The sequence below is a fragment of the Salmonella sp. 32010601201800023SM genome (assembly GCF_017572235.1).
Classification (GTDB): Bacteria; Pseudomonadota; Gammaproteobacteria; order Enterobacterales; family Enterobacteriaceae; genus Salmonella; species Salmonella enterica.
The window spans coordinates 106,452-133,108 of the sequence record NZ_JAGEQS010000009.1 but is presented as its reverse complement, the minus strand read 5'-3'; the positions used below and the strand labels follow the sequence as shown (position 1 = coordinate 133,108).

Genomic DNA, 26,657 nt, shown 5'->3' with positions numbered 1-26,657 from the left:
GCGGGGTTTTTTTATTCACGTTGAGAAAGGGATAAGGTTGCCAAAAAATCAGCAATCGCTGGCGTATTATGCCGACCAATGACGCTGTCCGCATAAACCTTTGCCCGGGCGCTGGCATTCCCCATCGCTACGCCCAATCCGGCTAAACGTAGCATTTCCGCATCGTTATCATTATCGCCAAACGCCATCACTTCGCGCATTGCGATATGCTGTTGCTGTGCATATCTGGCGAGGCTTTGCCCTTTGCTACACCCCTTCTGGAGAATATCCAGTTGATGATGCCAGGACCAGGTACAGCTTAGCTGTAATTCATGCTGTATAAACTCAGCAATATTTTGTAGTTGTTTTATGTGCCGATGAACGATGCTGATTTGCCAAATATTCTCCCTACTGCTTAGCTCATCAGCCTGAAAGATTATTTTATCATCAGCACGAATTGTCGGTTTAAGCGGATATACCCGCGCCAGTATTTTTTCCGTTTGTAAGTGCGTCAGCGGCAGCGGATCAAGGATCTGCTGTTGAGCCGGTTGATAAATATAACTTCCGTTACAACAGATCATCGGTTCGGTGAGCGCCAGCGTTTGATAATACGCATAGGCTTCACGATGAGAGCGGCCGGTGACAAGCATTATTCGGCAGCCCATGTCCTGCATCTGACGGATGGCGGTTAGCGACTCTGGCAGAATTTGTTTATTACGGTTTAGCAGCGTTCCATCAAGATCAAAAGCGATTAAACGATATCGCATGAGCGCCCGATCCTAAAACAGCGTGAGGTATCCAGGTGATTCAGCAATGGAATATCGAGACGGTGCTGATAAGCGAGAAAACAGTGGCATTGTTTTGCCTGGCAGGCGGGAGAATTAAGCCGTTGCTGATATAAATTACCCATTTTAATTTTGCTGATATGACAAGCAAAAAGATCGCCTTCTGCATTCATAAAAATACTTTTTCTTCCTGCGGTACAGATATCCAGCTGCGCCGGCCACTGCTGCGTTTCAATCACATACAGCGGATCGAGTTCTCTGAAGGCGATGGTTTCCTCCACGGTATGCCGGGTATTGGCACACTCGTTGGCGTTAAACCAAAAATAATTCTGGTCAGGCAACTGCTGGCGTAGCCAACGAAACTGGTCGATATCTTTCATACTGGCGACAGCCCCCGCGCACCAGGTTATTCCGGCGGCAGAGAGCGCTAAACACTGCTGGAGAAAGCGCTCAGCGGTAATTTGTGAGGGATGAAAAGAACACCATAACCGAAGCTTTGAGATATCTCCGCCGCCAGCACGAAATGCCTCCAGCAATGACATTAACGAAAAAGAGGCGTTAGTTTGTATGCCGACCGCCTGAACATGAGGATAGCGGCTAATTTCTGCCAGCGCCGCCATGTAATAACGCAAGCGTAGCGCCTCGCCATAGGGCGTAATCATCACATTCAACGGCGTACCTAAAAGAGGCAAATGGTCAACCATGCGCCATAGCGCGGCTTCGTCCCGTTTTTTATCGTTACGGGCGTGTTTATGGAACGGGCAATAGCCGCAATGATAATTACACGATTTAAGATAGCCGCGATAAAACAGCGTGTGAATATCGCGCAGGGCGGGGGTACTCATCTCTGCCGATTCTCCCGTAGCATCACCTCAGGCGAAACGAACACAGGAGCAAGGCAATCGGATAATGCCATACCGGTCTCCGTTAGCCGGAGGCGACTGCTATTCTGATAACAGTAGCCTTGCTGTATAAAGCGTTCCAGGTCGGGGAAATCCCTTAGCGCATCGCTGGCAAAATATTGCTGATAATCGCTAAGAGAAAGTCCCTGCCAGAAAAATAGATTTTTAATGATAAAGCGGCGTTTCATTTCATCAGGGGGGAGCAGATAACCGTGATTAATGACGGTTTTATCCGGGCTGTCGATAAACGCCTGAATGATTTTTCGTGATGTCTGCAGGTTCGACGACCACGGCGAACAGTAATGCAGATTGCCAAGATAACTTCTGCCGCCCGCGCCGAGCGCCAGTGAGTTTTCAAATCCGCAGCTTTCCGCCGCGGCGGATGGCGCTGGATTAAGGACGAAACGGCGCATGGACGTTTGGGTATAGCCCGCGTTGCGTAAAAGATCGCGGGCTAAAATGTAGTAGCTATGCATATTTTCCTGGCGAGGCATATTATAAAGCGGATAAAGAAAAAGCTCTTCCGGTTGATAAACGAGCGCCTGATGTAACGATTCCGTCAGGCTTGCGTGAGTCTGGCCGGGAATGCCGTAAATAATATCAATATTGAGTGATGGAAAATGACCCGCCTTTAGCCATTCCAGCGCCTGGTGCGCGCTGGCGGCATTGTGGCGGCGATGCAGCGTATGTAACTCGCCATCATGAAAACTTTGTACGCCAATACTGACGCGATTAACGGAAAAGGCGTTTAATAGCGCTACTTTTTCTGCTGTGGTATCCGTAGGGGAAGTTTCAATCGTTTTATAAATATTCCAGTCAACATTGAGCACATCAAAGGCGGAAAAAAATAACTTTTCTAATTGCGCAATGTTTAATAGCAGAGGTGTGCCGCCGCCTACGGTAAAGCTTGCCCAGTGGACGGGCGCCAGCGCCATTTGTCGGCCCTGGGTAATAATCGCGTCGATATAGCTATCAATGAACGTATTATCTGCGCCTGTACAGGTAAATAAATTACAGAACCCGCAGCGACTTTGACAAAACGGCATATGAACATACAGATGTGTGTCGTGCTCGTAAATGCGCTGTTTTACTTCGCTAAAACTGACGTTCTCCAGCTCCCGATAAGCCGTCTTATGCGGATAACTGTACATATACTGACGATAAATATCATTGTTATTCATATTAATGATTACAGCTCAGCAAGAAATGCATATAGGGAACGGTATTAACGATCGGATGATTAAAACTATGGAAATATTTCCCGTCTTCGCCATAGCAGGTACCGTGATCGGAGCAGACAATAACGAACGTTTCGCCGCCGGTTTGGCGGAAAATGTTTAGTAATCCGTCGATGCGGGCGTCGATATAGCGTAGCGCGGCGGCATGGGTCTCAACGGTATCGCCAGGGGCCGCGCCCTCAACGTAAAAATGGTTAGGGTAATGAATCGTGTCGATATTGATATACATCATGACCGGTTGGCTGCCAGCACGTTCGGCCATGATTTTCTGGATATAATGGATCTGGTTATCCATACTCTCTTTAACCGTACAGGCAAAGCGTGGATGCCAGTAACTCTCTTTAAACATCGACGGGAACACTTTTCCCATGCCGGAGCGGTTATTAAAGAAAGAGACGCCGCCAATACAGATGGTCTGGTAGCCTTTATTTTCCAGACTTTTTATCCATGTTGCGTCATCAAAGGCAAATGCATTTTTCGGCCCTTTACGACCAAGTCCGATATCTTTTGGGAAAAACAGCATGGTCTGATTAACGGTATAATCAATAGGTTTTGGCATAAAACCTGAAAACATGGCGTGATGCGAAGGCCAGGTAAAATTACCGACCGCCTCGCATTTCGTCCATTGTCCATAATGATTAAGGTTGGGCGTATTTCCGGCGGTTTGTTCCTGAAGCGCAATATCGTAGCGTAACGAGTCCAGCACAATAAAAAGAATATGAGCGTTATTACTAATTAGCGTATTCATATTGAATTCGCCATCGCCTGTGTCAATCGACGCGTGCAGCGAGACGGGGACTTCATCCATTGAATTATACATTTTGCTTCCTCATGGCCCGGATTTGCGCCTGATAAATTAGATTATTCTGCTGCGCATCCTGATAAATCAAATCACCCTGGCCATTAATTTCAATAATATACGGCGTCAGGCTGGTGGTAAGTAAAACATCAATACCCGCTAAGCGAATGCCAGGGAAAAGCCGCATGGCATTTTGACAGAGCGTATCGATCTCAGTCACTTTTGCGGCAGATAACTCCAGACTTTCGAAGCAGTAAGCCTGGTTTTGCAGATGTAAGTTAGTAATGGGCTGCGAGGAGGTTCTGACCACACGCCAGATAATTTCGCCATCCAGGCAGACGATGCGTAAATCATAGGTTTTATGCTTTACGCTGGCTTTGGGCAGCCACTGTTCGACGAGGTTTTCCTGCTGAAGAACGCCATCAATAATGAGCTGGATATCTTCTTTCTGACGATATTGTTGGATTTTTTTGCTGTTAAATAGCTGTTGTCCTGATATGGCAATCGCGCTGTAAAGCACCTGCTTTATGCCATCAGGGTGGCGGCGCAAAGCGATAACGCCCGCCGCGCCAGAACCCAGCGAGGGCTTAATAAACACGCTGGCGACCCTTTTTTCCTCCATGATGGCGGTGAGCTGTGCAAAACTTTTTACGTCTTCCGCTACCAATGGCGGCGTGGGGATGCCGTGTTCCAGTAAGCGCCGCTTGCAGAGTTTTTTATCCAACAGGTGAATGAGGCCCGCCGGATGGTTAAGCCAGGTGACGCCAGGACGCGCCGCCATGTTCTGCAAAAAATGGATATAGTCCAGACCGATCGCGTTTATTTTGCGGATGTCTGTTTCACTGTGTACTGGCGGGTCGATTTTAACGATGCCAGAGGTCAGCGAAGCGTCCAGCGCTTGCGGATGAGTCAGCGCCGTGACGGGTTCCCCAAGTACGGCGGCAGCCTGCATAAAATAATGCGTGCGCTTGCTCTGACGGGGGCCAATGAGCGTAATCACAATAAATCCCTTTATCGTTGTGTAGGGGAATGTGCACATTCCCCTACACAATCACTCGGTGTACATCGCATTCATATAAATATCGCCATCGTAATCATCAGGCTCCAGAGCTTCTGAAAGATTCAGGTTTATCGGCAGTGTGGCTTTTAGCTTTTCCTGCATCTCCGGCGTCAAATAGTGGTGGTGGAGATCGAGTGTTTCCAGATGCGCAATTCGGTCTTTATGCTCCAGCAGCGCCTCTGCGCCGTTGTCCGTTAAGGTACCGCATGAGAGTTCCAGCACGTTAAGCTGCGGCAGGATATTACTTTCCAGCACCCGGCGGGCGATATCATCCTGCTCTTCGCTGTTCATCAACCCCAGATGGGTGAGCTGAGGGAAAAGATCTTTCGATGCCAGCGTCATCACGTCATCCAGCGAACCGTCAAAACCGTATTCCTCTACGCCCAGGAAGAGCTTCAGCGTTTTTAATGCAGGGAGCTGCGCATTTTGTAGTTCGGCAAGCACATTAGAAGGGATGCCGCCGGAAATGATTTCCAGGTGCTCCAGTTTCTCATGATGTATAGCGCCCAGTCGCAGATCCGACGCGCCTTTAATAATCAGTTCTTTCAGATTGGGTAACGCCGCATAGAGCCTGGAATAGTCACCTTGTTTAATCCAGGAGATCTCGCAGTCTTCGCTCTCCATATCACCGATAAACAGTGATTCCAGGTGAGTAAAGCGGGAGGCGTTCTCCACAATCATATCAATAATAGGCTGGCAGGTTTCGTCTTCCCAACAATCACCCCAGTTACCAATGGTCAGTGAGCGAAGCTTTGGCAGATCTTCATCGGTTAAAATCAAATTAATGAGCTGTTCCTGGGTTAATTCATTGTCCCAATCAATATTAAATCGCTTATTCATTTGTTTCCCTTCTCTATAAGCATGAATATGGTAAAACGCTTTGCGAATATTATCATGGCGCTTAGAGACGGGATATCGGGAGTCTGATTCAGGATGAATGAGCGGGCAGAACAACTACCCGCTGTGATGCAGATTCGAAAAATAGAGGCGATAATATCAGAAGAAATACTTCGCCCCGATACGAATCTGGTTTTGCTCTCTATGGTAGGGGCCCACGTTACGATCTAACCAGCGTAATTCAAAATAGGGCAACCAGTGTTCATTGATACGATAACGGAAGGTATTGGTGATTTCCCAATGATGCTTCGTACCATTACTACTATTAAAATCATTAACGTTATAAAAATAGTGTGGTTCAAAGGTATAAGAAAATTTATCGGTAATGATAAAATTCCAATAGTTACCGATTTCATAGCTGTCATTATTATCCAGTTCGCCATTCAAATCGGTTGAACTATAATTATTGTGATTATATCGGTTACGTACCGTAAGATTAAACCACGGGGTAAATTTATAGTTAACATCCAGATAGACGGCGCCGCCGGAACCAATGCTTTTGTCGTTTATTAACCCGCCAGGCTGGATGGTTAATTTATCTGTAGGTTTAAATAATGGATACCAGCCCTCAATCTCATTATAACCGTGCTTTAATTCATCATCACGCTGTAGCGTATAGGTATTGGTCAACATAATTCCGGCCCCCATATCGGAGTTATAGCCGACGCGCAGCATAAACTCCATTTGGTCAGACGCCAGGTTATAGGCCTCACGGTTTTCTACATAAGCGCCAGCAAAAACAGAGGTGGATATTACTGAAGTTAATATCACTAGAGTATTCAGAGATTTCATAATAAATCCATTTTTCAAATATAGGGAAGCCGCCATCCATCGGGATGGATAAAGCGGCAAGCGTCGTTTAATTATTTACAGTAGAAATACTTTGTTTATTATTAGTCGCGACAATTTGATTACCTGTTTTCTTTCGTTGGGCAATTTCCTCGATAATAAAAGCGAAACGTTGTTCATTGAGCTTATAAAAAAAGCCCATCGTTAGTGCTGCGATAATGGCAAGACCGCAAGGCCATAAAAAAATGAGCTGACGCAAACCAAGCAACGTGGTGTCACTTTGAGCTATGTTGGGGATATAACCGATTTGCGTCAGCATAATACCTGGCAAAAAGCCAGCAAGCGCAGCGGAAATTTTGCGGGAAAAGGTATAACCCGTATACACCGAGCCTTCAGCGCGAATACCCGTTTTCCATTCACCGTAGTCAACCGTATCCGGAACCAGCGCCCAGTTCAGGCTGTTGACGAAAGCGGTACCGAAGAAGGCGATACAAGAAAAAATGACAAAATAAAAGGAGTTATAACCCCAAAAATAATTTAAAACATCGCCCGCGGCCCATAAAAGCATACCTGCTAAATACACGCGTTTCTTGCCAAAGCATTTTACGGTCCAGGGAACTAACAAAACACCAATAATTACACAGCCCATACTAAAAAAACCCATCCAGGATAATAGGTTAATGTCATTTAGTACATATTGGGTATAATAAACCTGAATAGCGAGCTTGATATTAAATGCTGCTAGTGTACACAAATTTGCAATGCATAGAACTAATAGTGGTGGGTTGTGAAAAATTGCACAAAATGATTTGATGATGCTTGCCTTATGTCCCGGCGATGGGGGTTCAATGTAATGTTCTTTGGTTCCTTTATAACATAACATAATAAAAATGAAACCAAAGATAGAGAAAGTTAAGGCTGCATAACCATAACCAATGGTAGTTGTAGAGAATAAAGATTGAAGTGGAATAAAAGCAACCGTACAGATTAATAATCCTATTGTTGCCCCTCCCTGCCGGAAAGCTGCCAGTTGTGCGCGTTCATTTGGATTTTTTGTTATTGCTGGGATCATAGCGCCATATGAACAGTTCATTAGACTGTAAAACAGTCCGAATAACATAAATAGACCGGTAGCAATAGCGGTCTTTATCGGCAGACTAAATGTTGTAGCAATAAACTGAACTGTCGCAATAATTGCTGATGGTACTGCTGCATACAGAATGAAAGGTCTAAATTTCCCTCTGATTCCAATGTTTTTTTGAGAATCGAGAAGAAATCCGGTTAGCATATCTGTAAATGCAGTAAAGAATTTTGCTATGAGGAAAATAACCCCGCCATAATATGCAGGCATTCCTAGCTCATCTGTGTAAAACTTGAGCAAATATAATGTGCCAATGCTTAGCATTAGATTAGAGCCAATATCACCCGCACCGTAAGCGAGTTTTTCTCTCAAGCTTAGTTTTAGCGTTAGCGGATCATGGTCAGGCATAACCACTCCTTACAACGCCCCGAAGGGCATCAGTCATCATTATTGTTAAGCAGTACGTTTACGTGCTTCTATTTCCTCAACGATACGTATGTACATTTTCTCGTTGAGGTTGTAAAAACAGCCCATTGTAATCATGGCCAACACTGCGAGGGCACAAGGATATATGAAGATCAACTGACGTAATCCTTCAACAGTGCTGGTTGATTGCACCACGTTGGGTATGTAGCCAATTTGAGTAAGCATCCATCCGGGAAAAAATCCAGCCAACGCTTGGGACATTTTGCGAAAGAAGGTGAGCCCGGTATAAACCGTCCCTTCGGAACGAACACCTGTACGCCATTCACCATATTCCACTGTGTCCGAGACTAGCGCCCAGTTCAGGCTGTTGACGAATGCTGAACCAAAGAATGCCAGACAGGAGAAGGCCACGAAGCTCACCGAACTGTCGCCGAAGCTGTAGTTAAGCAAATCACCCACGGCCCAAATTAGCAGTCCGCCGATATAGACTTTTTTCTTACCAAAACGGCGTACAGCGGTAGGCATTAAAAATACGCCGATGAAGATACAACCCATACTGAAGAATCCCATATAGGACAACAGAATCGGATCGTTCAGCACGTACTGGGTGTAGTAGACCTGAATCGCCAGTTTGACATTAAATGCCGCAAGGGTGCAAAGGTTGGCGACGCACAGAATAAACAACGGGCGGTTACCGGCGATGGCGCGAAAGGATTGCAAAATTCCTGCTTTTTGTGCGGAATCAGCCTGTTTGACCTCGACATAACGCTCTTTGACACCCGCATAGCAAAGCCACATAAATAGCAGCCCGCATAACGAGAAAAGAGCAGCGGTTACGCCATATTGCAATTGTTGATTGCCTTCAATCAAATTCATAACTGGTACAAAAGCAACGGTGCCAATGAGAAGGCCTAAGGTGGATCCGCCCTGGCGCCAGGCTGCCAGCGAGGCACGTTCATTTGGATTTTTGGTTATAGCTGGCACCATCGCGCCATAAGAGCAGTTCATTAGGCTGTAGCATAATCCATACAGCATAAACAGCAGCGTTGCGACGACCGTTTTGCCCGTAATTTCTAACGGTGTTCCTATAAAGTTGGCTGTAGCCAGCAGTGCTACAGGGAATGAGCCATACAGAACGAACGGGCGAAATTTACCTTTCGGTCCTATTTTTCGCCGCGAGTCGAGCACAATACCAGTGCCCATATCGGCAAATGCGGTAAAGAATTTAGCGATTAAGAAAATAATCCCACCATAGGTTCCCGGAAGACCGAGGACATCTGTGTAGAATTTCAACAAATAGAGTGTTCCAATATCCAGCAGAATATTGGAACCCAGATCGCCTATGCCATAAGCTATTTTTTCTTTAAGCGGCAGGCGTAGCGTTGCCGGATCAGCAGAGGTCTGACTCATTATTTTTCTCCATCTGCCCGCAGGTTTCCCTGCGGGCGAGCCGTATTAGATATTCCGTAAAGAAGCAAAAAGTGAAGCCCACTTGCTCTTCGCGCGATAGAAGACCGGCGGTTTGCCAATGGGCGCATCCACGGTAATTTCACCGCCGTGGTGAGCTTCGCCGGTCCAGATATTCACCCAGTGATCTTCCGGCAGGTACAGCGTCCAGTCGCAACGCCCCTGCTCGTGAACCGGCGCGACCAGCAGATCCTGACCGAGCAGATATTGATATTTCAGGGTGTAGGTTGCGGCATCGTTCTCGTAGTGCAGGAATAGCGGACGCATGACCGGCAGACCGGTAGCCGCGTTTTGCGCCACCGCCTGCTTGAGATACGGTTTCAGCGTGGTAAAGACGGTGGTCATGCGGGCAAAGTGGGCAATAGTTTCCGCGTCGCCGTCGAACTGCCAGTTATCGCCGGGGCGGTTGCCTTCATGGGTGCGCATCATCGGCGTAAAGGCGCTGAAATCGCACCAGCGCAGCAGCAACTCTTTGCTGCGTTTCATGTCAAACAGGGTGGTGTAGCCGCCGATATCGCTGTGATGCAGACCGTGGCCGGTCATCGCCAGCGACAATGCCGCAGGCACGACAGAGGCCAGACCATCATCAAGGCTCCAGTCAACGTTCTGGTCGCCTGCCCACATCATGGTGGAATATTTCTGACTGCCGGTGTAACCCGCACGCATAAAGAACAGGATCTCGCCGAGCTTGCCGGTCTCCTGTAGCGCTTCGTAGTTACACTTCGCCCAGAGCGCAGGCCAGGCGTTATGCATGATCTCTGCGCTGACGCCGTTGTGCAGATACGTGTCGGTCGGCAGATATTCGCCGAAATCCGCCATCCAGCCGCTGCAGCCGAGCGCGATCATGTTCTTTTTGATGACGTCTTTGAACCAGTCGTAAGCTTCAGGATTGGTCAGATCGACCACGCCGCCATAGAATTCGCCAAACTCGACCAGATAGTCGCCGCCCGTGGCGTCTTTCGCCAGATAGCCGTGTTTCGCCGCCTCGGCGCAGAGGTCTTTATCACTGGCGACGTATGGGTTGATATAAGAGAGGAACTGGACGCCTTCTTCTTTCCACTGTTTGATACGGCTATCCAGCTGTGGATAGTTGTCGCTATTCCACTTCCAGTTCCACATCACGCGCTTGCCAAAGGAGGTCATGCGGATACCGGACCAGTCCTGCGCCCAAATACCGTTCACTTTTACGCCTGCGTTGCGCATGGTATCCAGTTTTTGCTGGCAAACTTCCGTACCGCCCTGAATGCCTAGCGTGACGCCGTCGTAAACCCAGTCCGGCAGCTCCGGCTGGCGACCTAACAGCGCAGTCAGTTTTTCCAGCAGGGCGATGTAGGTGTCGGCACACTCAAAACGTAGCGTAGTTTTATCTTCCCACAGCGCCAGTTCGTGATACTCCGGCGCGCTGAAGTCGAAATTCATATAGCAGCTATTATCGACGTGGCAGTAATACTTCTGCGTGCTGACAAAGGTCGGTTGCGGGAAGAAGGTCCAGTAATAGTCGCCGCCGGAGTTCTCTTTACAGTCTGCCTGCCAGGTGACATAGCTGGTTTTATTACGGCCAACGCCCTGTTCGCTGGTCCACAGCGGGAACGGCTTGCCGCGCAAATCGAAATAAGAGAACTGTTCGCCGCAGCCGTAGATATGGTCGTCTGGATTAGCCGCGAGGCGTAACCAGATACGGTTATGGTGCAGGTCGTCGTTTTGCAGATCCAGCTGCAGGCGTCCCGCCTCATCGGCGGAGATGCGAAGGGTGGCGCTAATTGTTGCGCCACGGCTGAATTGTACCAGCCAGCCGTCAGGTAGCTCGCTGACGGTGGCCTCCGTTAATGCAATCTTTTCGTTAAGTTTGTCTTTGATGCTAAAGTTGCCGCGAAACATGTCAATGTCGGCAACGCCCGCGCCAATCCACAGACAGGGGGTTTCGGCGCTGTGGCGTAAAATCAGGCGCTGGTGGTACGTCAGCGTAAAGCCCTCAATGTTCTTTTCTATCAGGACAGAGGATAAATGCTTACTTTGCGTGCTCATAAAATATTCTCCATGAAATTGAGGAACGCGAGCATACTGATTGTTTATGATTCGTTATTATTCATTAGCCTTAAATAGTTATGCGCTACTCTTGAAGTAGCGCCTGAACAAAGCAAGCACTTATTATTTGCTGGCATCCACTTTACGAATCTCAGCAATTTTTTTGCCTAAAAGTATTTGTAATATTGCCAACAGTACAAATGGTGGTAGAAGCGCAGTAGCCGCTGAAACACCTAATGCACCTTTTATTAACATTGCACCCGAAGCAATTAATAATAAAAATACTAAAACGCGGAATACTTTTACCGAAATACGCTTATGAACATATTGCCCGACTAAGGAACCGAGTATCATGGTAGGGATACAGAAAATAACCAGTTTAAATGTTGAAATTGTTAATATTCCACTGGTTGCCAGGCCGCCGACAACTGCAATGTTGTTTGCCGTAAAGAATGCATTCAGCGTACCGCGAAAAGCGGCTGGGCCAAGGTTACGTAGCATTCCATACATCACAACTGGCGGTCCATTTGTGGAAAAGGCCGCTCCTAGCGCCCCAGCTATCGCCCCTAACGGTGCAGCAATCCAACGTCTGTCATAGATGGGTAGACGGGGAATAAACATACTGTAGAATGAGTAGAGAATAAGAAAACCACCCAATCCTATTTTCATTATGTGATCAGGTAGATAGGAAAGTGCATATAAACCTACCGGAATGCCAAGAAAAGAGAAGCCGATAAGAACGGCAGCCGATCGCCAGTCCGTTTCTTTACGAGATAACCATGTGGCATAAATGGCGGTCGCTGTTCCGACAATAACAGAAAGTGGTGTTGCCATTTTTACAGGTAGCATTAGGGTTATGAGCGGCATGGTAGTCAATCCACCACCAAAGCCAGCACATATTCCTACGAATGTATAAAGAAACATTAAGGCGATAACGGTGTATATAACACCAGGTTCCAACATCACGCCATCAGGTGTAAATAAATTAAAGAAATCCATTATAATTCCTTCATTATCAAATTCTAAAATATTACTTTGACTGTTTTAAGTCAGGGTAATAGGTATCCTGCACAAATAAATACATGAACTATATGCATTCACCACAAATATTAAAAAACAATATATGCTGTTGTTTTGGTTTAAGTAATAGTAAGTCGATCCCAGAATTAAAGGCATTCGGCGGACAACTCATCGGTTCGATAGCTAATCCCCGGCGATTCAACTTTTCGCCACTATAGACCTGAAGCCACGGTTGATCGGAACATAAACTAACAGCCAGTTCCTGTTGATGGTTAATAATTTTCGCCTCCCATCGCTCGCTGTAAGTTTTGAAAGTATGATCAATCCGTTTATCACCAATTTTTTGTTGGATGGAATAGTCCAGATTCAGCTCATCGACGCGTAGTAACGTTGATGAGTTAGACTGTGTATCGAAAGCAAAAACCTCTTTTGCAGGAAGTTGCAGCGTATAATCATCAACAGGTGCTAAGTCACAGGTTAAGTAGGGGTGAACACCGACGCCATAAGGTGCTGGTTTATCGCCGATATTTTGGCTAATTATTTCAACGGACAGCCCTGTTGTTGTGTCCAGTGAGTAAATAACCTGCGAAATCAATGCGAATGGGTAGCCATAGCTTGGCGGTAAAAATATGGAGAACGAGGCTTTTGTGGCTGTTAATTCATCAACTTGCCAGTCTCTCCATGCAAGCAAGCCGTGAATAGCGGCGTTAGAGCCATGTTCATTAATCGGCAACTGATACTCATGCCCATCATGCTGATAGATACCATTGGCAATACGATTTGGCCAAGGGATTAATACCTTACCCAGATGAGCAAGAGGCATCTCTTCTGGTTTATGAGGTATAACCAGATGCTTGCCCTGCCAGGTTAATTCGGCAAGACCGGCACCCACTGAAACTATTTGCGCCCGGTAATCACCTGCAGCGAGTAATATCGTATTCCCACCACTATGCATACATATCACCTTAATATTAGATACCCTTACTAAACAACGGCATATGCAATGTTCATTTGCTGATATGCCGTCGTTACCAGGCTTATTTATTTCGCATTGATATCTAACAAACCTGCTGCTACGGCTGGTGCCAGCCCTGGAGCGAGCGGGATGCGTGGAATTACCAGACAGTGCAGCAGATGGTATATATCCTGCTTACCGTCCCAGACTTTAGTTGTCACCTTGTTGTCAGCATCCAATTCTTGCCACCAGGAACCATTTTCATAGTCCATCAGGTATTTAATGCAGTAATCCCACCATGTTTGATACCAGGTTTCGTATTGACGATCCCCTGTTACGGTATAGAGGGCATAGGCTGTCCCCATCGCTTCTACAATTGGCCAGCGTACACGTTCACGTACAACGGGTTTCCCTTCCCAATCAACGGTATACACAATGCCGTCTGCTCCATCCGGAGCCCAGGCATCACGTACCGTAGCGTGGAACAAACCTTTCGCGTCTTCCAGCAGCCATGCAGGGGGTTGTTCGCATCTGGCTTCCAGTGCTGCGTGGATATGCAGCATTAAACGACCCCATTCGATCCAATGACCTGGAGTACCGCCAAATGCACGGAAACGGTGTGCTGGATTTTCTTTGTTATAGTCGCGGATAGGATTCCACTGTGAATCGAAATGTTCATTAACACGGTAATGATTATTTCTGGCTACATCATGAATAATGACTGATGCGATTCTGATAGCGCGATCCAGCCATTTTTTGTCATGGGTAACGTCATAAACAATCAGGAACGCTTCGACGGCGTGCATATTGGCGTTACCGCCACGGTAATCTTCGGTTTTGCTAAAGGCTTCGTCCCAGGACTCCAGGCACATCTGCTCTTCTTCACTCCAGAAGTATTTCTCAATCACTTCTATGGTGTAATCCAGCAATTTTCTGGCTTCAGGATTACCGGTCGTGACGGCGCTGGCCGCGCCCAGCAAGGCGAAGAAGTGTTGATAACCCTGTTTAGAGGCATCTACCACGCCCTGATCGTTAACGCAGGCATACCAGCCGCCGTATTTTTTATCGCGCAGCGCGCCGTTCATGGCTTTGATGCCATGATCGACCAGATCATAAGCGCCCGGTCGGCCCATCGACGCCGCCACGGAATAAACGTGCAGCATACGCGCCGTGATCCAAAGATGGGTGCCCATCTCTTCTTTAATTTGCCCTTTATTTCCCAGCCAGCCGAAGCCTGTCGGCACCACGGCGTTTTTACCGAAATTAAAGATGCGGTCGGTTTCCTGCTCCAGCCAGCGGTTGTGGCTCAATGTGTTAAACCATTTCATTCTTTCATCCTCGTATTAGCGGCGACAAGCCATCATTTCATCGACAATGTCACCTAAACGTTGCAATTTAGGCGCGGAAACATCACGTAGCATCAGCTCGGTATCCGGTAAACCAATCACTGATGACCAGACCGCGCGTCCCGCCAGGAACCCGGATGCGCCAGCTTCCATGGCGACCCTGACTGCGCGAGGGAACAGTTTTTCGTCCACACCGGAAGAGAGGATGACCCACGGCATATTGATATGCCCATTCAGGCGTTGTGAGGCGGTAAGAAGATCGGAGCGCGCGCCTTTGCCGTAGAGCGGCATTTCAACTTTGTAAAGATCGGCGCCGCTGTCGCCCAGCTCTTTGGCCGCATCGATAATCGCCTGCTCGCGATCGAACTTGTCGCCGCAGCGCGGCGGACGTACAACCGGTTCGATAATGCTCAGCAAACCATTGGAGTGGCATAATTCATTGAATTCTTTGACCATATCCAGACGCTGCTGCGCGTCTTCGTCGCTGCGCCACAGCACCAACAGTTTTAAGGCTTTCGCGCCATCCCGTTTTACCGCCTGCGCATTAATTTTTTTATCAATGACCACGTTATCAACGGGAATACCGTTGCCCGGGATGAAATCATCCGCCGCGACGATCATGGCGCAGCTTTTAGCGACCGCGTTTTGTTCTACGGCCTGGCGATAACAGAACTGCTGATCCAGCAGAACGGCAGAGGCATACGGGGAAAGAATTTTCGCCGCATTCATTTTGAAATCCGTCAGCACGCTATCGGCAACGGGTGTTTTCGCACCAGCAGCAGCAAACATTAAACGCATCGCCTCGCGCTGATCGACAGCCAGCATGGCAAACCCGCCGGAAGCTCGCGTAATGTCTTTGATGGTGTAGTTGTTCATTCAATTTTCCTTTATACAGTCGTTACTTTTTTACGTTGGCGGTCAGCCCGGCGCTGATGCGCACCTGTTCCAGGATGGCGCTCCAGTCTTCCCGACCGCGGCCTGCGGCCCGCGCCAGGTTATAAACTTCACGGGAGGCGGCGCCGAGCGGCATCGGTACGTGCAGTTGATTGGCGACATCCAACGCGATGCCAAGATCTTTGTGCGCCAGATCGATCATGAAGGCGGGAGACAGATCTCCTTTCATCACTTTATTCGGCCAAGTGGTGGTGAAATGCCCTTTGCCTGCGGCAGTGCCGCTCATCACTTTTAAAGCCACGTCGAAGGAAAGCCCCAGCGCTTCACACAGCACGGCGGCTTCGGCGGAGAGCGCATTTAGCGCAATACTCATGTAGTTGTTGATCAGTTTTACGCGAATACCCATTCCCGGGCCGCCGGTGTTGACCAGTTCATTACCCATCGCCATCAGAACAGGGGTAGCGCGCTCTACTTGCTCCGTCGTACCGCCTGCCAGCAGCAACAATGTGCCGGTAATCGCGTTGTCGGATGTCCGGCCTACCGGCACATCCATCATGCTGAACCCTTTGCTCTGCATGTCGGCAATCAGCTTATCGGTTTGCAACGGATGAATAGTGGACATATCAATGACCAGCGCTTCACGGGAAAGAGTTTCACAAACGCCTTGCTCGCCAAACAAAACGGAACGAACCAGATCGCCGTTCGGGAGCATGGTGATAACAAATTCAGCGCCGATGGTTGCCTGAGCCGGGCTGCTTGCAGGTTGCGCGCCTTTGTCTACCAGACGCTGTACGGCGTCGGGATTAACATCGAAGACGCTGAGTTGATGGCCCTGCTTTAGCAGATTGCTCGCCATAGGGGAGCCCATCTGTCCCAACCCGATAAATGCTATAACTGCCATATCGTTCTCCTGAACACGGTGGTGTCATTTTTTGTCATTAATGAGCCTTTTTCTGTCTGTTTGTGATCGTATTTGTAATTTATAGTCAAAAAATTGACAGCCGTCACTTTTTAAACATTTCGTGAAATTAAAATGAGCACATCGAAAATGCTTGAGGAATGACCATGGTTCGTATTGCTTGTGTAGGTATTACCGTGATGGATCGCATCTATTACGTGGAAGGATTACCAACAGAAGGAGGTAAATATGTGGCGAAGCGCTATACGGAAGTGGGCGGCGGGCCTGCGGCCACCGCTGCCGTGGCTGCGGCGAAATTGGGCGCGCAGGTGGACTTTATTGGCCGTGTGGGCGATGACGACACCGGAAACAGCCTGCTGGCGGAACTGGAATCCTTGGGGGTAAATACCCGTTATACCCGCCGCTACACGCAGGCCATGTCGTCGCAGTCAGCGATTATGGTGGATGCCAAAGGAGAGCGGATTATCGTTAATTATCCCAGCCCGGATTTATTACCTGACGCCGACTGGCTTAACGACATCGATTTTTCGCAGTGGGATGTGGTGTTGGCGGATGTGCGCTGGCATGACGGCGCAAAACAGGCGTTTACGCTGGCGCGTCAGGCTGGCGTCATGACTGTTCTTGATGGCGATATTACGCCGCAGGATATTAGCGAGCTGGTGGCGTTAAGCGACCACGCCGCCTTCTCCGAGCCAGGGCTGGCACGCCTGACGGGGATGAGCGAAGCTATTGATGCGCTAAAAAAAGCACAAATGCTCACAAATGGACATGTCTATGTCACGCGAGGCAGTGAAGGCTGCAACTGGTTGGAAAAAGCGGCGGTACGCCACCAACCGGGTTTTACCGTGGAGGTAGTGGATACTACCGGCGCGGGCGATGTTTTTCATGGCGCACTGGCATTTGGCCTGGCAAGCGGATACGCCATCGAAGAGGCTGTCAGATTCGCCAGCGGCGTTGCCGCGCTGAAGTGTACGCGCCCGGGTGGCCGGGCGGGTATCCCTGATTGTGAGCAAACCCGATCTTTCTTGTCACTTTTTGTATAATATGAGCAGTAGGAAGCTTTTAGAGGAATGCTCATGAGTCTTACCGAACTGACCGGTAATCCGCGACACGATCGGCTGTTAATGCTAATTGATGAACGCGGCTATATGAATATCGATGAGTTAGCCAGTTTGTTGGAGGTCTCTACCCAGACGGTTCGCCGCGATATTCGTAAATTAAGCGAGCAGGGGCTGATTACGCGTCATCACGGCGGCGCTGGCAGAGCGTCCAGTGTGGTCAATACCGCCTTTGAGCAGCGAGAGGTCTCCTGGACGCAAGAGAAAAAAGCCATTGCGGAAGCCGTGGCTGACTATATTCCGGATGGCTCCACGATATTTATCACGATTGGAACGACGGTTGAGCAGGTGGCGCGCGCGCTGCTCAACCATAATCATCTGCGCATTATCACCAATAGCCTGCGCGTCGCGCACATTCTTTATAATAACCCTCGTTTTGAAGTGATGGTGCCTGGCGGCACGCTGCGCCCGCATAATAGCGGCATTATCGGGCCATCCGCGGCGGCGTTTGTGGCGGGGTTCCGGGCTGACTATCTCGTCACCAGCGTAGGCGCGATAGAGAGCGATGGCGCGTTACTGGAGTTTGATGTCAACGAAGCCAGCGTAGTGAAAACCATGATGGCTCACTCGCGACATATTCTGCTGGCCGCCGATCATACGAAATACCATGCTTCTGCGGCGGTTGAGATCGGCAATGTGTCACAGATTACCGCTCTGTTTACGGACGAGTATCCCGGTCCGGCATTACAGAATTTACTTCAATCCCAGCAAATCGAAGTGGTTCAGGTGAGTCCTTCGCTGGACGACGCCGTTTCAGCGTGACAAGCGTCCTTGCGCCGGATGGTCGCGTCAGCGCTTTATCCGGCCAATAAAACGGCGCTGTGATGCAGGCGATATTGGGCATCGTCTGCGTTTCTATTGTCTTTTTGTTAATTGATTTATAAAGGGATACATAGTCAAACTTCTCCTTTCCCGCTACAGTTATTCATCCCCGGTTAGCAAGGAGAATGACATGCTCTACATCTTTGATTTAGGTAATGTGATTGTCGACATCGACTTTAACCGCGTATTAGGTGTGTGGAGCGATCTGAGTCGAGTACCGCTGGCTTCGCTGAAGCAAAAATTTACGATGGGCGAGACTTTTCACCAACATGAACGCGGTGAGATAACGGACGAAGCGTTTGCTGAAGCTTTCTGTCATGAAATGGCGTTATCGCTCAGTTATGAACAATTCGCGCACGGCTGGCAGGCGGTATTTGTCGGATTACGGCCCGAAGTGATTGCTGTCATGCATAAACTGCGCGAGCAGGGGCATCGCGTGGTGGTGTTATCCAATACTAACCGACTGCATACCCACTTCTGGCCGGAGGAATACCCGGAGGTGCGCGCTGCCGCCGACCATATCTATTTATCGCAGGATTTGGGAATGCGTAAGCCGGAAGCGCGTATTTATCAGCACGTCCTGCAGAAAGAAGGTTTTTCCGCTGCCGATGCGGTCTTTTTCGACGACAATGCCGATAATATAGAAGGGGCCAACCAGTTGGGGATCACCAGCATTCTGGTGAAGGATAAAGCCACCATCCCTGACTATTTCGCGAAGCTGTTATGCTAAAAACCGTTCACCAAAAAGCTGGACGCCATACGCGCCCTGTTCGGGCCTGGCTCAAGCTATTATGGCAGCGTATCGATGAGGATAATATGACGACTCTGGCGGGAAATCTCGCCTATGTCTCATTACTCTCCTTAGTACCGCTTATTGCCGTCGTTTTTGCCCTTTTCGCTGCTTTTCCGATGTTTTCTGATGTCAGCATTCAGTTACGCCATTTTATTTTTGCTAACTTTATGCCAGCCACCGGAGACGTGATTCAGCGCTATATTGAGCAGTTTGTCGCTAATTCCAACAAAATGACGGCGGTGGGCGCCTGTGGACTGATTGTGACGGCATTGCTGTTGATGTACGCCATTGATAGCGCCTTAAACACTATCTGGCGCAGCAAACGCACACGGCCAAAAGTGTACTCTTTTGCGGTGTACTGGATGATCCTCACGCTCGGCCCGCTTCTCGCTGGCGCCAGCCTGGCGATCAGCTCCTACCTGCTTTCTTTACGCTGGGCCAGCGATCTGAATACGGTCATCGACAATGTATTGCGCATCCTTCCGCTGCTGCTCTCGTGGATCTCATTCTGGTTACTTTACAGTATTGTCCCAACGACTCGCGTACCGAACCGTGACGCCCTTGTCGGCGCGTTTGTCGCAGCGTTGCTGTTCGAGGCCGGAAAGAAAGGTTTCGCGCTTTATATCACCATGTTCCCGTCATATCAGCTCATTTATGGCGTACTGGCAGTGATCCCTATCCTGTTTGTCTGGGTATACTGGACCTGGTGTATAGTCTTGCTTGGCGCAGAAATAACTGTCACTCTCGGGGAATACCGAAAACTCAAACAAGCCGCAGAACAAGAAGAAGCTGACCAACCATGATTGCATTAATTCAACGCGTAACCCGTGCCAGCGTCACCGTGGAGGACGAGGTGACGGGTAAAATCGGCCCAGGACTTTTGGTGTTATTGGGTGTCGAAAAAGAAGATGACGAACAAAAAGCGAATCGTCTGTGCGAGCGCGTGCTGGGATACCGTATCTTCAGCGATGCTGACGGCAAGATGAATCTGAATGTACAACAGGCTGGCGGCAGCGTGCTGGTGGTGTCGCAGTTTACGCTGGCGGCAGATACCGAGCGTGGTATGCGACCAAGCTTTTCCGGCGGGGCTGCGCCGGATCGCGCGCAGGCGCTTTATGAATATTTTGTCGAGCGCTGCCGCCAGCAGGCGATAAACACGCAAACCGGACGCTTCGCTGCCGATATGCAGGTTGAGCTGGTTAATGACGGCCCCGTGACATTCTGGCTCCAGGTATGAGTCAGCTTCCGGCGTGGCCGCGGATAACAAGAGAGAGTACGGCTATGTATCACCTTCGAGTTCCGCAAACAGAAGAAGAATTAGAACGTTACTACCAGTTTCGCTGGGAGATGCTGCGTAAACCGCTGCACCAGCCGAAAGGGTCGGAACGGGATGGCTGGGATGCGTTGGCGCACCATCAAATGGTGGTGGACGAAGAAGGAAATTTAGTTGCAGTGGGCCGCCTGTATATCAATGCAGATAACGAGGCGTCTATCCGTTTTATGGCTGTACATCCCTCGGTACAGGATAAAGGGCTGGGGACATTAATGGCGATGACCCTGGAGTCTGTTGCCCGCCAGGAAGGCGTTAAGCGCGTCACCTGCAGTGCGCGCGAAGATGCGGTTGAGTTCTTTGCCAAACTCGGGTTTGTCAATCAGGGGGAGATTACTACGCCCACAACCACGCCAATCCGCCATTTTCTGATGATTAAACCGGTAGCATCGCTGGATGATATCCTGCATCGCGGCGACTGGTGCGGGCAGCTTCAGCAGGCCTGGTATGAGCACATTCCATTGAGTGAAAAGATGGGGGTGCGCATTCAGCAGTACACCGGGCAAAAATTTATCACCACGATGCCGGAAACCGGTAATCAAAATCCGCATCACACGGTGTTTGCCGGCAGCCTGTTCTCCCTGGCGACGCTGACCGGATGGGGACTTATCTGGCTGATGCTCCGTGAACGCCACCTGGGCGGGACGATTATTCTTGCTGACGCCCATATTCGCTACAGTAAACCCATTAGCGGAAAGCCAAACGCCGTGGCTGATTTGGGGTCGCTAAGCGGTGATTTGGACAGGCTGGCGCGGGGTAAAAAAGCGCGTGTCCAGTTGCAGGTTGAACTGTTGGGCGGCGAGACCGCCGGAGCAATTTTCGAAGGCATTTATATCGTACTACCTGCGAAACCGTTCGGCCCGTATGAAGAGGGCGGGAATGAGGAAGAGTAGCTGGACATATCCAACTACTCGATGAAGGCATCCGCTGGTAGTTTAAAGCGTTGTGTAAGCGCTTTAATATGATTAACCGTTAGTGCTCTGCGGCCATTTAAGATGTTGCTGACGTTCGATTTAGAACCAAGTTCGTTGGCAAGATCTGCTGCTTTGAGACCGTATTGATCCATGAGCGTTCGCAATACTGAAACGCCAGGGGGTGTTTTCTCCAGGTGTTGGTTGAGTGATTTGAATTCCGGCGCATGTTTTTCGTATTCACTGATTCGGGCACAGAGCAATTCAAATAGTGGGTTTTCAAGATCGTCGTGGTCGACCAGAAACTCCACTAGCGCTAGTGCCCTGCGATACTCATTGTCATTTCGGTCTTCCCCCATCAGTGGGACGCTTTTTACCGCATCGCTGAAGGTATCAACGATCTTTTTTGCGCTGGTTGCATCCATCTGACGATGAGTTCTCATTCTTTATTACCCCGATCATATGCGGTCAGTTTGTCATATTCGGCATGGGAAACGATATGTTTCACAAATATCTTATGTAACCTGAAATCTATGTAGGAAATGAGTCTCAGGCTGTTACCAGAAACATCAATCACCCACCATTTATCTCTGTACTTAAAATTATCCAGTGAAGGAATATACCGCTTCATCTCTTCAGGCTGAGTGAATGTTTTTTTCTCCAGAACATTCAGCAACTCAGTGAGAGCAAGCTCATGGTTTGGATACATGAGCATCGCTTCATTGAACGGTTTTCGGCTGATAACATGCACAATGTCGTTCCATTACAAAGTTTTCAACCTGAAAACAATTTAGCGCAACGTTATCCAGTTTTCAAGTTGAAAACAAAATTGAATTTTAGGTCATTTTGCCTGTTGATGGGCTTACAACACGCCAGGCCACATCTCGCATGGCGCTTCGTGCCGCCTGGCTCACGCCTCCGAGCTGGAAAAAGCCATGGATGACACCGAGATAGCGCTGGCAAGTACATTCCACACCCTGTTCCTGGAACCGTTGATACAGGGCCTCGCCCTCATCGCGCAGTGGGTCGAATTCGGCAGTAATGATGTGCGTGGATGGCAGTCCGGCGAAGTCCTCACGCCAGAGCGGACTGGCTTCAGGATGCAGTGGATCGGTTCGCGGCATATACATCTCGTAGCCTGAAAGCAGCGTGTCACGCGTGATAATGTAATCCAGCCCATTACAGGTGTAGCTCGCAAACCTGGCGGTTGCGTCCAGCATGGGGTAGATCAGAATCAGCTGTGCAGGTTGCCATTGACGGGCGGCTTTCAGGCGTAGCGCGGTGACCAGCGCCAGATGCCCACCCGCGCTGTCACCGGCAAGCGTAATGTTCTCGCGATCTATCCCCAGTTTCTGGGCATATTTCCAGATAGTATTGGCTCCGGTTTCGGCATCGTTATGTGCGGCCGGGAAGGTGTGCTCTGGTGCAAGTCGGTACTGTGCCGCAATCACGCGACAACGGCTGTAAAAAGCTAACTGCCTTAACTGGTTATCGTGAGTGGCAAAACCGCCGCTGACAAAGCAGCCACCATGATAATAAATGATGCAGGGTAATTTCCCTGTGGCATTGAGCGGCGAAACCACGCGAAACGTCATGGCATTGAGTTTAATATCTTCAACCTGGACGCGGGTTTCAGTTTCTCCTGCCAGTGTCGTGCTGGCGATGTAGCCCGCCCTCCGGTCATCAATATTCTGTTCGCGAGAAGAGGGGCGTCCCGCGGCGATAAACCCAGCGACCAGTTCGGCAATTCCTTTTTCCAGTGGCATATAACGCTCCTTTGACTGTATGTATGTACAGTTTATAACCTGGTTCGTTGGGGATGGAAAGTGGTGAAACGAGGGGATGATGATTCTGGATAGAGGTTCGCAAAAAATGGAATGCGGTTGGCGCTGGGTTTTTAATTTTTGTACTGTGAAATGATGATGCTATACGCCATTGACGTACAGATTATTTTCACTACTATAAGCCAATGGCGTATGGAATATGCAATTTATAGAAACGGAACTCTTTACTGAAGATGTTAAAAAACTGCTCGATGAGGATGAATACCATAAGCTTCAGGTTTTTATGGCTCAGCATCCAGATTGTGGTGATGTCATTCAGGAAACGGGCGGCCTGAGAAAAATGCGCTGGGGAGCGCGAGGCAAAGGAAAGCGTAGTGGCGTGCGAATTATCTATTTTCACCGTAGTCAACGGTATGAGATTCGCTTGCTTCTGATTTATCAAAAAGGCATTAAAGATGATCTCACGCCGCAGGAAAAAGCGGTGCTTCGTATGCTGAATGAGAGGTGGTAGATGGATAAAGTGTTATTTGAGCGATTAACTCAAAGTATGTCTCAAATGAATGAAATCATTGAAGGGACCCGTGAGCCTTCTCGTACCTTTCATATTGATGCAATGAAGATTAAAGAAATACGGCAGGCATCTGGGTTGTCGCAATCTAAGTTTGCAGAACTGATTTCGGTCAACGTGGATACGCTGCGCAACTGGGAGCAAGGAAGACGTTCACCGACAGGGCCAGCCAAAGCGTTACTTCGCGCCATTGCCAACGACCCGAGAAACGTTATACAAGCATTGCGTTATTGAGCAATGATCCGGCTAACGTAGATTGCTAGCCGGTATACCAGAGAACTTATTCCCCTTCCCCCGGGAACAGGAACGGGTTGATGGAACTGCGGGCGAACCCTTCCTGCTCCATGCGCGCGTCCAGCACCAGCGAGGCGAGGTCGTCGGCCACGGCTTCCACTTTCGGGTCTTTTTCCTGATAGAGAATCTTCAGGTAAGTCCCGCAATCGCCGCAGCTTTCGGCTTTCACCGCAGCCTGCTCATTTTCCAGCGACCAGTAGTGTAAGTCGCGGCTCTGTTCGCAGTTACTGCATTTTACGCGCACGACGTGCCATTCGGTTTCGCACAGGTTACAGTGCAGATAACGCAGCCCCTGCGTGGTGCCGATTTGCACCATGCTGGAGACCGGCATCGAACCGCACACCGGGCAATACTGGCGCGCTTCACCGTATTCCGCGCGGGCTTTGCCTGGAATCAAGCTGGCCATTTGCGCCCAGTAAAGGGAGAGCGCGGCCCAGATAAACGGGGCTTTATCGCTGCTGACGGAGGCAAAATCCGAGGCAAACAGCGCGCTGGCCATCTGCTCCAGCTCCTGCTCTGAGGCTTTCTCCAGGTTCTCAATCACCGCCAGCGCGGGGCCGCTCATCTCGGGTTTTAGCTCGGCAATTAACGAATGCAGCAGTTTTTGCCAGTGCTTATCACGCGGCAGCACGTGGATATCCAGCGGCGGCTTGCCCTGGTCGTTCGCTTCTTTAATGCGTGCGGTCAGATCCATCTCCAGCGGATGGTCGTACAGCACCACTTCCTGCGCGTGCGCGATAAGCGCGGCAAAGCGCAGGTAATCGCCCAGCGGGTTATTTTCAGCCAGCTCGCGCAGACGTTCGGCGCGGCGGTTGTAGACGTTTTTGAGTCGGGGGAACAATAACGGCGGAATCATATCCGCCGTACGTTTCTCGCTCGACCCCAGCTCATCTTGCGGGATTATGCGAATACTCATTCAGTTTCTTTTTCCGTTGTCTTGCGGACTTCTCGGTACCAGCGCGGGTGATGCTTCTTCGCCCACGACCGGGTTACCCAGCCTTCCACCATCGCGGTAATGGTGCCTTTCACCCAAAGGGCGGCGTAGATATGCACCATGATAACCACAATTAACGCTACTGCGGCAAAAGAATGCAACATTAACGCGAATCGGATCACCGGGATTGAGAAAGCAGGCGCAAAGTACGGACGCCAGATAATTACCCCGCTCACCAGCAGCAGCACCAGGAAGATAATCGCCGCCCAGAATACGCATTTCTGGCCGAAGTTATAACGCCCGGTGTCACCCACTTCCTCGTTGACGACGATCTTACGAATATTCTTCGCCCAAAAGATATCATCCCGATTGATTAGATTGTGGTGCCAATAACGGAAAAACATGATGATGAACGAGGCAAACATAACCACGCCCACAAACGGGTGCAGAATTCGCGCCAGTTGCGGGGTGCCCATGATATGCATCAACCAGTTGAAGGATGGGAATAAAAAGCCCAGCCCGCTCACCGCCGCCAGCACGAAGCAGAAGGCGACGATCCAGTGGTTGATGCGTTCCGGCGCCGTATAGCGCACGATGGTGTCACGTCGTTTCATTTGCGCACCTCGTCTTTCTCTTCATGCAGGTTGTCATCTTCCTCTTCCGCGCGGTTCGGACCGACGCCGACATAGTGGAAGACGCTGGCGGCAAAGGTCGCGGCAAAACCGAACGCGGCGAGCGGTTTCCAGACGCCTTTCCAGAACTTAACGGTTTCGCTGATTTCCGGGTTCTCCGGCAGACCGTGATACAGATTCGGCTTGTCGGCATGATGCAGCACGTACATGACATGCGTACCGCCTACGCCCGCCGGATCGTACAGACCCGCGTTGTCATAACCACGGGTTTTTAGTTCCGCCACCCGCTCGCCCGCCAGCGTTTTCATATCCTCTTTCGAGCCAAAATGAATGGCGCCGGTTGGACAGGTCTTCACGCAGGCCGGTTCCTGGCCGACCACCACACGGTCAACGCACAGCGTACATTTATAGACGCGGTTGTCTTCCGGGTTGAGGCGCGGCACGTTGAACGGGCAGCCAGCGATACAGTAGCCGCAGCCGATACACTGCTCGGACTGGAAGTCGACAATACCGTTAGCGTACTGAATGATCGCCCCTTCCGCCGGACAGGCCTTCAGGCAGCCGGGATCGGCGCAGTGCATACAGCCATCCTTACGGATCAGCCACTCCAGTTTGTCGTTCTGTTCCACTTCCGAGAAGCGCATCACCGTCCAGGATTTCGCGGTCAAATCAGCCGGGTTGTCATACACCCCGACGTTATTGCCCACTTCATCACGGATGTCGTTCCACTCGGAGCACGCCACCTGACACGCTTTACAGCCGATACAGGTGGTGACGTCGATGAGTTTCGCCACCTCTTCCTGGTGGTCCCGCGCCTGGGGCGCGGGGGTGAAACCGTTAGTGGCGGAACGACGAATGATGTCTTGCGATTGATAAGCCATAGGTCGTC

29 protein-coding genes are annotated in these 26,657 nt (G+C 49.7%); 8 read left to right on the top strand and 21 right to left on the bottom strand.

Annotated features, from left to right (window positions below):
• Positions 1-11 precede the first annotated feature (11 nt).
• The 15 genes from J4617_RS21400 to yihU all read right to left on the bottom strand — a co-directional run bounded on the left by J4617_RS21400 (position 12) and on the right by yihU (position 16,564).
• On the bottom strand, positions 12-746 hold the full coding sequence (locus tag J4617_RS21400; RefSeq protein ID WP_001523763.1) for a Cof-type HAD-IIB family hydrolase: 735 nt from the start codon (positions 744-746) through the stop codon (positions 12-14).
• On the bottom strand, positions 731-1,609 hold the full coding sequence (locus J4617_RS21395) for an STM4011 family radical SAM protein (RefSeq protein ID WP_017465957.1): 879 nt from the start codon (positions 1,607-1,609) through the stop codon (positions 731-733). Before J4617_RS21395 ends, J4617_RS21400 begins: the two co-directional genes overlap by 16 nt.
• Positions 1,606-2,847: an STM4012 family radical SAM protein gene (locus J4617_RS21390; RefSeq protein ID WP_017465956.1), complete on the bottom strand. Its 1,242-nt coding sequence runs from the start codon at positions 2,845-2,847 to the stop codon at positions 1,606-1,608. The genes J4617_RS21395 and J4617_RS21390 overlap by 4 nt, the downstream gene beginning before the upstream one ends.
• Position 2,848: 1 nt before the next feature.
• The gene (locus J4617_RS21385; RefSeq protein WP_022544682.1) at positions 2,849-3,724 is read right to left on the bottom strand and encodes an STM4013/SEN3800 family hydrolase; all 876 of its coding nucleotides are present in this window, start codon (positions 3,722-3,724) and stop codon (positions 2,849-2,851) included.
• Positions 3,717-4,742, bottom strand: a complete 1,026-nt coding sequence (locus J4617_RS21380; RefSeq protein WP_077907196.1) for an STM4014 family protein — start codon at positions 4,740-4,742, stop codon at positions 3,717-3,719. The genes J4617_RS21385 and J4617_RS21380 overlap by 8 nt, the downstream gene beginning before the upstream one ends.
• A 12-nt stretch (positions 4,743-4,754) precedes the next feature.
• On the bottom strand, positions 4,755-5,603 hold the full coding sequence (locus J4617_RS21375; RefSeq protein ID WP_017465953.1) for an STM4015 family protein: 849 nt from the start codon (positions 5,601-5,603) through the stop codon (positions 4,755-4,757).
• Between the two features lie 156 nt (positions 5,604-5,759).
• On the bottom strand, positions 5,760-6,452 hold the full coding sequence (gene ompL / locus J4617_RS21370) for a porin OmpL (protein WP_000838828.1): 693 nt from the start codon (positions 6,450-6,452) through the stop codon (positions 5,760-5,762).
• A gap of 67 nt (positions 6,453-6,519) precedes the next feature.
• The gene (locus J4617_RS21365; protein WP_001112785.1) at positions 6,520-7,938 is read right to left on the bottom strand and encodes an MFS transporter; all 1,419 of its coding nucleotides are present in this window, start codon (positions 7,936-7,938) and stop codon (positions 6,520-6,522) included.
• Positions 7,939-7,983: 45 nt separating this feature from the next.
• Positions 7,984-9,366, bottom strand: a complete 1,383-nt coding sequence (locus J4617_RS21360; protein WP_000084233.1) for an MFS transporter — start codon at positions 9,364-9,366, stop codon at positions 7,984-7,986.
• A gap of 45 nt (positions 9,367-9,411) precedes the next feature.
• Positions 9,412-11,448, bottom strand: a complete 2,037-nt coding sequence (locus tag J4617_RS21355) for an alpha-glucosidase (RefSeq protein ID WP_017465951.1) — start codon at positions 11,446-11,448, stop codon at positions 9,412-9,414.
• Positions 11,449-11,571: 123 nt separating this feature from the next.
• Positions 11,572-12,447 (bottom strand): sulfite exporter TauE/SafE family protein, encoded by an 876-nt coding sequence (locus J4617_RS21350; protein ID WP_000345334.1) that lies wholly within the window; start codon positions 12,445-12,447, stop codon positions 11,572-11,574.
• An 88-nt stretch (positions 12,448-12,535) separates the two neighbouring features.
• Positions 12,536-13,438 (bottom strand): aldose-1-epimerase, encoded by a 903-nt coding sequence (locus J4617_RS21345; protein ID WP_024132191.1) that lies wholly within the window; start codon positions 13,436-13,438, stop codon positions 12,536-12,538.
• Between the two features lie 71 nt (positions 13,439-13,509).
• A complete protein-coding gene (yihS, locus tag J4617_RS21340) occupies positions 13,510-14,751 on the bottom strand; it encodes a sulfoquinovose isomerase (RefSeq protein ID WP_017465950.1) in 1,242 nt (413 codons plus the stop codon).
• 15 nt (positions 14,752-14,766) lie between these two features.
• The gene (gene yihT / locus J4617_RS21335) at positions 14,767-15,645 is read right to left on the bottom strand and encodes a sulfofructosephosphate aldolase (protein ID WP_017465949.1); all 879 of its coding nucleotides are present in this window, start codon (positions 15,643-15,645) and stop codon (positions 14,767-14,769) included.
• 22 nt (positions 15,646-15,667) lie between these two features.
• Entirely contained in the window at positions 15,668-16,564 is an 897-nt protein-coding gene (gene yihU, locus J4617_RS21330; protein WP_000268251.1) for a sulfolactaldehyde 3-reductase, read from the bottom strand.
• Between the two features lie 164 nt (positions 16,565-16,728).
• On the opposite strand from yihU, the gene J4617_RS21325 reads away from it, so the two are divergent.
• The 6 genes from J4617_RS21325 (at position 16,729) to fabY (ending at position 21,538) form a co-directional block, all read left to right on the top strand.
• Positions 16,729-17,625: a sugar kinase gene (locus J4617_RS21325; RefSeq protein WP_001520529.1), complete on the top strand. Its 897-nt coding sequence runs from the start codon at positions 16,729-16,731 to the stop codon at positions 17,623-17,625.
• Positions 17,626-17,658: 33 nt separating this feature from the next.
• Positions 17,659-18,462 carry a DeoR/GlpR family DNA-binding transcription regulator gene (locus J4617_RS21320; RefSeq protein WP_000059693.1) on the top strand — a complete coding sequence of 268 codons (804 nt, stop codon included), beginning with the start codon at positions 17,659-17,661 and terminating at the stop codon, positions 18,460-18,462.
• Positions 18,463-18,652: 190 nt separating this feature from the next.
• A complete protein-coding gene (gene yihX, locus J4617_RS21315; protein WP_001621364.1) occupies positions 18,653-19,252 on the top strand; it encodes a glucose-1-phosphatase in 600 nt (199 codons plus the stop codon).
• Positions 19,246-20,118: a virulence factor BrkB family protein gene (locus J4617_RS21310; RefSeq protein ID WP_000921423.1), complete on the top strand. Its 873-nt coding sequence runs from the start codon at positions 19,246-19,248 to the stop codon at positions 20,116-20,118. The genes yihX and J4617_RS21310 overlap by 7 nt, the downstream gene beginning before the upstream one ends.
• Positions 20,115-20,552: a D-aminoacyl-tRNA deacylase gene (dtd, locus tag J4617_RS21305; RefSeq protein WP_000560974.1), complete on the top strand. Its 438-nt coding sequence runs from the start codon at positions 20,115-20,117 to the stop codon at positions 20,550-20,552. The genes J4617_RS21310 and dtd overlap by 4 nt, the downstream gene beginning before the upstream one ends.
• A 44-nt stretch (positions 20,553-20,596) precedes the next feature.
• Complete coding sequence (fabY, locus tag J4617_RS21300) at positions 20,597-21,538, top strand: fatty acid biosynthesis protein FabY (RefSeq protein ID WP_001518251.1); 942 nt, start codon at positions 20,597-20,599, stop codon at positions 21,536-21,538.
• A 14-nt stretch (positions 21,539-21,552) separates the two neighbouring features.
• Here the strand turns inward: fabY and J4617_RS21295 are convergent, their stop codons facing one another.
• The 3 genes from J4617_RS21295 to J4617_RS21285 all read right to left on the bottom strand — a co-directional run bounded on the left by J4617_RS21295 (position 21,553) and on the right by J4617_RS21285 (position 23,322).
• Complete coding sequence (locus tag J4617_RS21295) at positions 21,553-21,999, bottom strand: type II toxin-antitoxin system HigA family antitoxin (protein ID WP_017465948.1); 447 nt, start codon at positions 21,997-21,999, stop codon at positions 21,553-21,555.
• Positions 21,996-22,307 (bottom strand): type II toxin-antitoxin system HigB family toxin, encoded by a 312-nt coding sequence (locus tag J4617_RS21290; protein ID WP_017465947.1) that lies wholly within the window; start codon positions 22,305-22,307, stop codon positions 21,996-21,998. The genes J4617_RS21295 and J4617_RS21290 overlap by 4 nt, the downstream gene beginning before the upstream one ends.
• A gap of 85 nt (positions 22,308-22,392) precedes the next feature.
• Positions 22,393-23,322 carry an alpha/beta hydrolase gene (locus J4617_RS21285; protein ID WP_001127708.1) on the bottom strand — a complete coding sequence of 310 codons (930 nt, stop codon included), beginning with the start codon at positions 23,320-23,322 and terminating at the stop codon, positions 22,393-22,395.
• A 217-nt stretch (positions 23,323-23,539) separates the two neighbouring features.
• On the opposite strand from J4617_RS21285, the gene J4617_RS21280 reads away from it, so the two are divergent.
• Positions 23,540-23,851, top strand: coding sequence for a cytotoxic translational repressor of toxin-antitoxin stability system (locus J4617_RS21280; RefSeq protein WP_001159635.1), 312 nt, complete (start codon positions 23,540-23,542; stop codon positions 23,849-23,851).
• On the top strand, positions 23,852-24,142 hold the full coding sequence (locus tag J4617_RS21275) for a DNA-binding transcriptional regulator (protein ID WP_000362050.1): 291 nt from the start codon (positions 23,852-23,854) through the stop codon (positions 24,140-24,142).
• A gap of 46 nt (positions 24,143-24,188) precedes the next feature.
• On the opposite strand, the gene fdhE is transcribed toward J4617_RS21275, so the two are convergent.
• From fdhE to fdxH, 3 genes are read right to left on the bottom strand one after another with little or no spacing between them, the layout of a single operon-like run.
• Positions 24,189-25,118, bottom strand: coding sequence for a formate dehydrogenase accessory protein FdhE (fdhE, locus tag J4617_RS21270; RefSeq protein ID WP_000027730.1), 930 nt, complete (start codon positions 25,116-25,118; stop codon positions 24,189-24,191).
• Positions 25,115-25,750, bottom strand: coding sequence for a formate dehydrogenase cytochrome b556 subunit (gene fdoI / locus J4617_RS21265; protein ID WP_000829028.1), 636 nt, complete (start codon positions 25,748-25,750; stop codon positions 25,115-25,117). The genes fdhE and fdoI overlap by 4 nt, the downstream gene beginning before the upstream one ends.
• Complete coding sequence (fdxH, locus tag J4617_RS21260; RefSeq protein ID WP_000331364.1) at positions 25,747-26,649, bottom strand: formate dehydrogenase subunit beta; 903 nt, start codon at positions 26,647-26,649, stop codon at positions 25,747-25,749. The genes fdoI and fdxH overlap by 4 nt, the downstream gene beginning before the upstream one ends.
• Between the last annotated feature and the right edge of the window lie 8 nt (positions 26,650-26,657).

Coding starts and splice junctions, on each gene's coding strand:
- J4617_RS21400 (WP_001523763.1), bottom strand. CDS start 746: ATGCGATATCGTTTAATCGCTTTTGATCTTGATGGAACGCTGCTAAAC.
- J4617_RS21310 (WP_000921423.1), top strand. CDS start 19,246: ATGCTAAAAACCGTTCACCAAAAAGCTGGACGCCATACGCGCCCTGTT.
- J4617_RS21395 (WP_017465957.1), bottom strand. CDS start 1,609: ATGAGTACCCCCGCCCTGCGCGATATTCACACGCTGTTTTATCGCGGC.
- J4617_RS21325 (WP_001520529.1), top strand. CDS start 16,729: ATGGTTCGTATTGCTTGTGTAGGTATTACCGTGATGGATCGCATCTAT.
- J4617_RS21320 (WP_000059693.1), top strand. CDS start 17,659: ATGAGTCTTACCGAACTGACCGGTAATCCGCGACACGATCGGCTGTTA.
- fabY (WP_001518251.1), top strand. CDS start 20,597: ATGTATCACCTTCGAGTTCCGCAAACAGAAGAAGAATTAGAACGTTAC.
- J4617_RS21375 (WP_017465953.1), bottom strand. CDS start 5,603: ATGAATAAGCGATTTAATATTGATTGGGACAATGAATTAACCCAGGAA.
- yihS (WP_017465950.1), bottom strand. CDS start 14,751: ATGAAATGGTTTAACACATTGAGCCACAACCGCTGGCTGGAGCAGGAA.
- J4617_RS21285 (WP_001127708.1), bottom strand. CDS start 23,322: ATGCCACTGGAAAAAGGAATTGCCGAACTGGTCGCTGGGTTTATCGCC.
- J4617_RS21380 (WP_077907196.1), bottom strand. CDS start 4,742: ATGTGCACATTCCCCTACACAACGATAAAGGGATTTATTGTGATTACG.
- J4617_RS21275 (WP_000362050.1), top strand. CDS start 23,852: ATGGATAAAGTGTTATTTGAGCGATTAACTCAAAGTATGTCTCAAATG.
- ompL (WP_000838828.1), bottom strand. CDS start 6,452: ATGAAATCTCTGAATACTCTAGTGATATTAACTTCAGTAATATCCACC.
- J4617_RS21365 (WP_001112785.1), bottom strand. CDS start 7,938: ATGCCTGACCATGATCCGCTAACGCTAAAACTAAGCTTGAGAGAAAAA.
- fdxH (WP_000331364.1), bottom strand. CDS start 26,649: ATGGCTTATCAATCGCAAGACATCATTCGTCGTTCCGCCACTAACGGT.
- fdoI (WP_000829028.1), bottom strand. CDS start 25,750: ATGAAACGACGTGACACCATCGTGCGCTATACGGCGCCGGAACGCATC.
- J4617_RS21350 (WP_000345334.1), bottom strand. CDS start 12,447: ATGGATTTCTTTAATTTATTTACACCTGATGGCGTGATGTTGGAACCT.
- J4617_RS21360 (WP_000084233.1), bottom strand. CDS start 9,366: ATGAGTCAGACCTCTGCTGATCCGGCAACGCTACGCCTGCCGCTTAAA.
- J4617_RS21385 (WP_022544682.1), bottom strand. CDS start 3,724: ATGTATAATTCAATGGATGAAGTCCCCGTCTCGCTGCACGCGTCGATT.
- J4617_RS21295 (WP_017465948.1), bottom strand. CDS start 21,999: ATGAGAACTCATCGTCAGATGGATGCAACCAGCGCAAAAAAGATCGTT.
- yihT (WP_017465949.1), bottom strand. CDS start 15,645: ATGAACAACTACACCATCAAAGACATTACGCGAGCTTCCGGCGGGTTT.
- yihX (WP_001621364.1), top strand. CDS start 18,653: ATGCTCTACATCTTTGATTTAGGTAATGTGATTGTCGACATCGACTTT.
- dtd (WP_000560974.1), top strand. CDS start 20,115: ATGATTGCATTAATTCAACGCGTAACCCGTGCCAGCGTCACCGTGGAG.
- fdhE (WP_000027730.1), bottom strand. CDS start 25,118: ATGAGTATTCGCATAATCCCGCAAGATGAGCTGGGGTCGAGCGAGAAA.
- yihU (WP_000268251.1), bottom strand. CDS start 16,564: ATGGCAGTTATAGCATTTATCGGGTTGGGACAGATGGGCTCCCCTATG.
- J4617_RS21390 (WP_017465956.1), bottom strand. CDS start 2,847: ATGAATAACAATGATATTTATCGTCAGTATATGTACAGTTATCCGCAT.
- J4617_RS21280 (WP_001159635.1), top strand. CDS start 23,540: ATGCAATTTATAGAAACGGAACTCTTTACTGAAGATGTTAAAAAACTG.
- J4617_RS21355 (WP_017465951.1), bottom strand. CDS start 11,448: ATGAGCACGCAAAGTAAGCATTTATCCTCTGTCCTGATAGAAAAGAAC.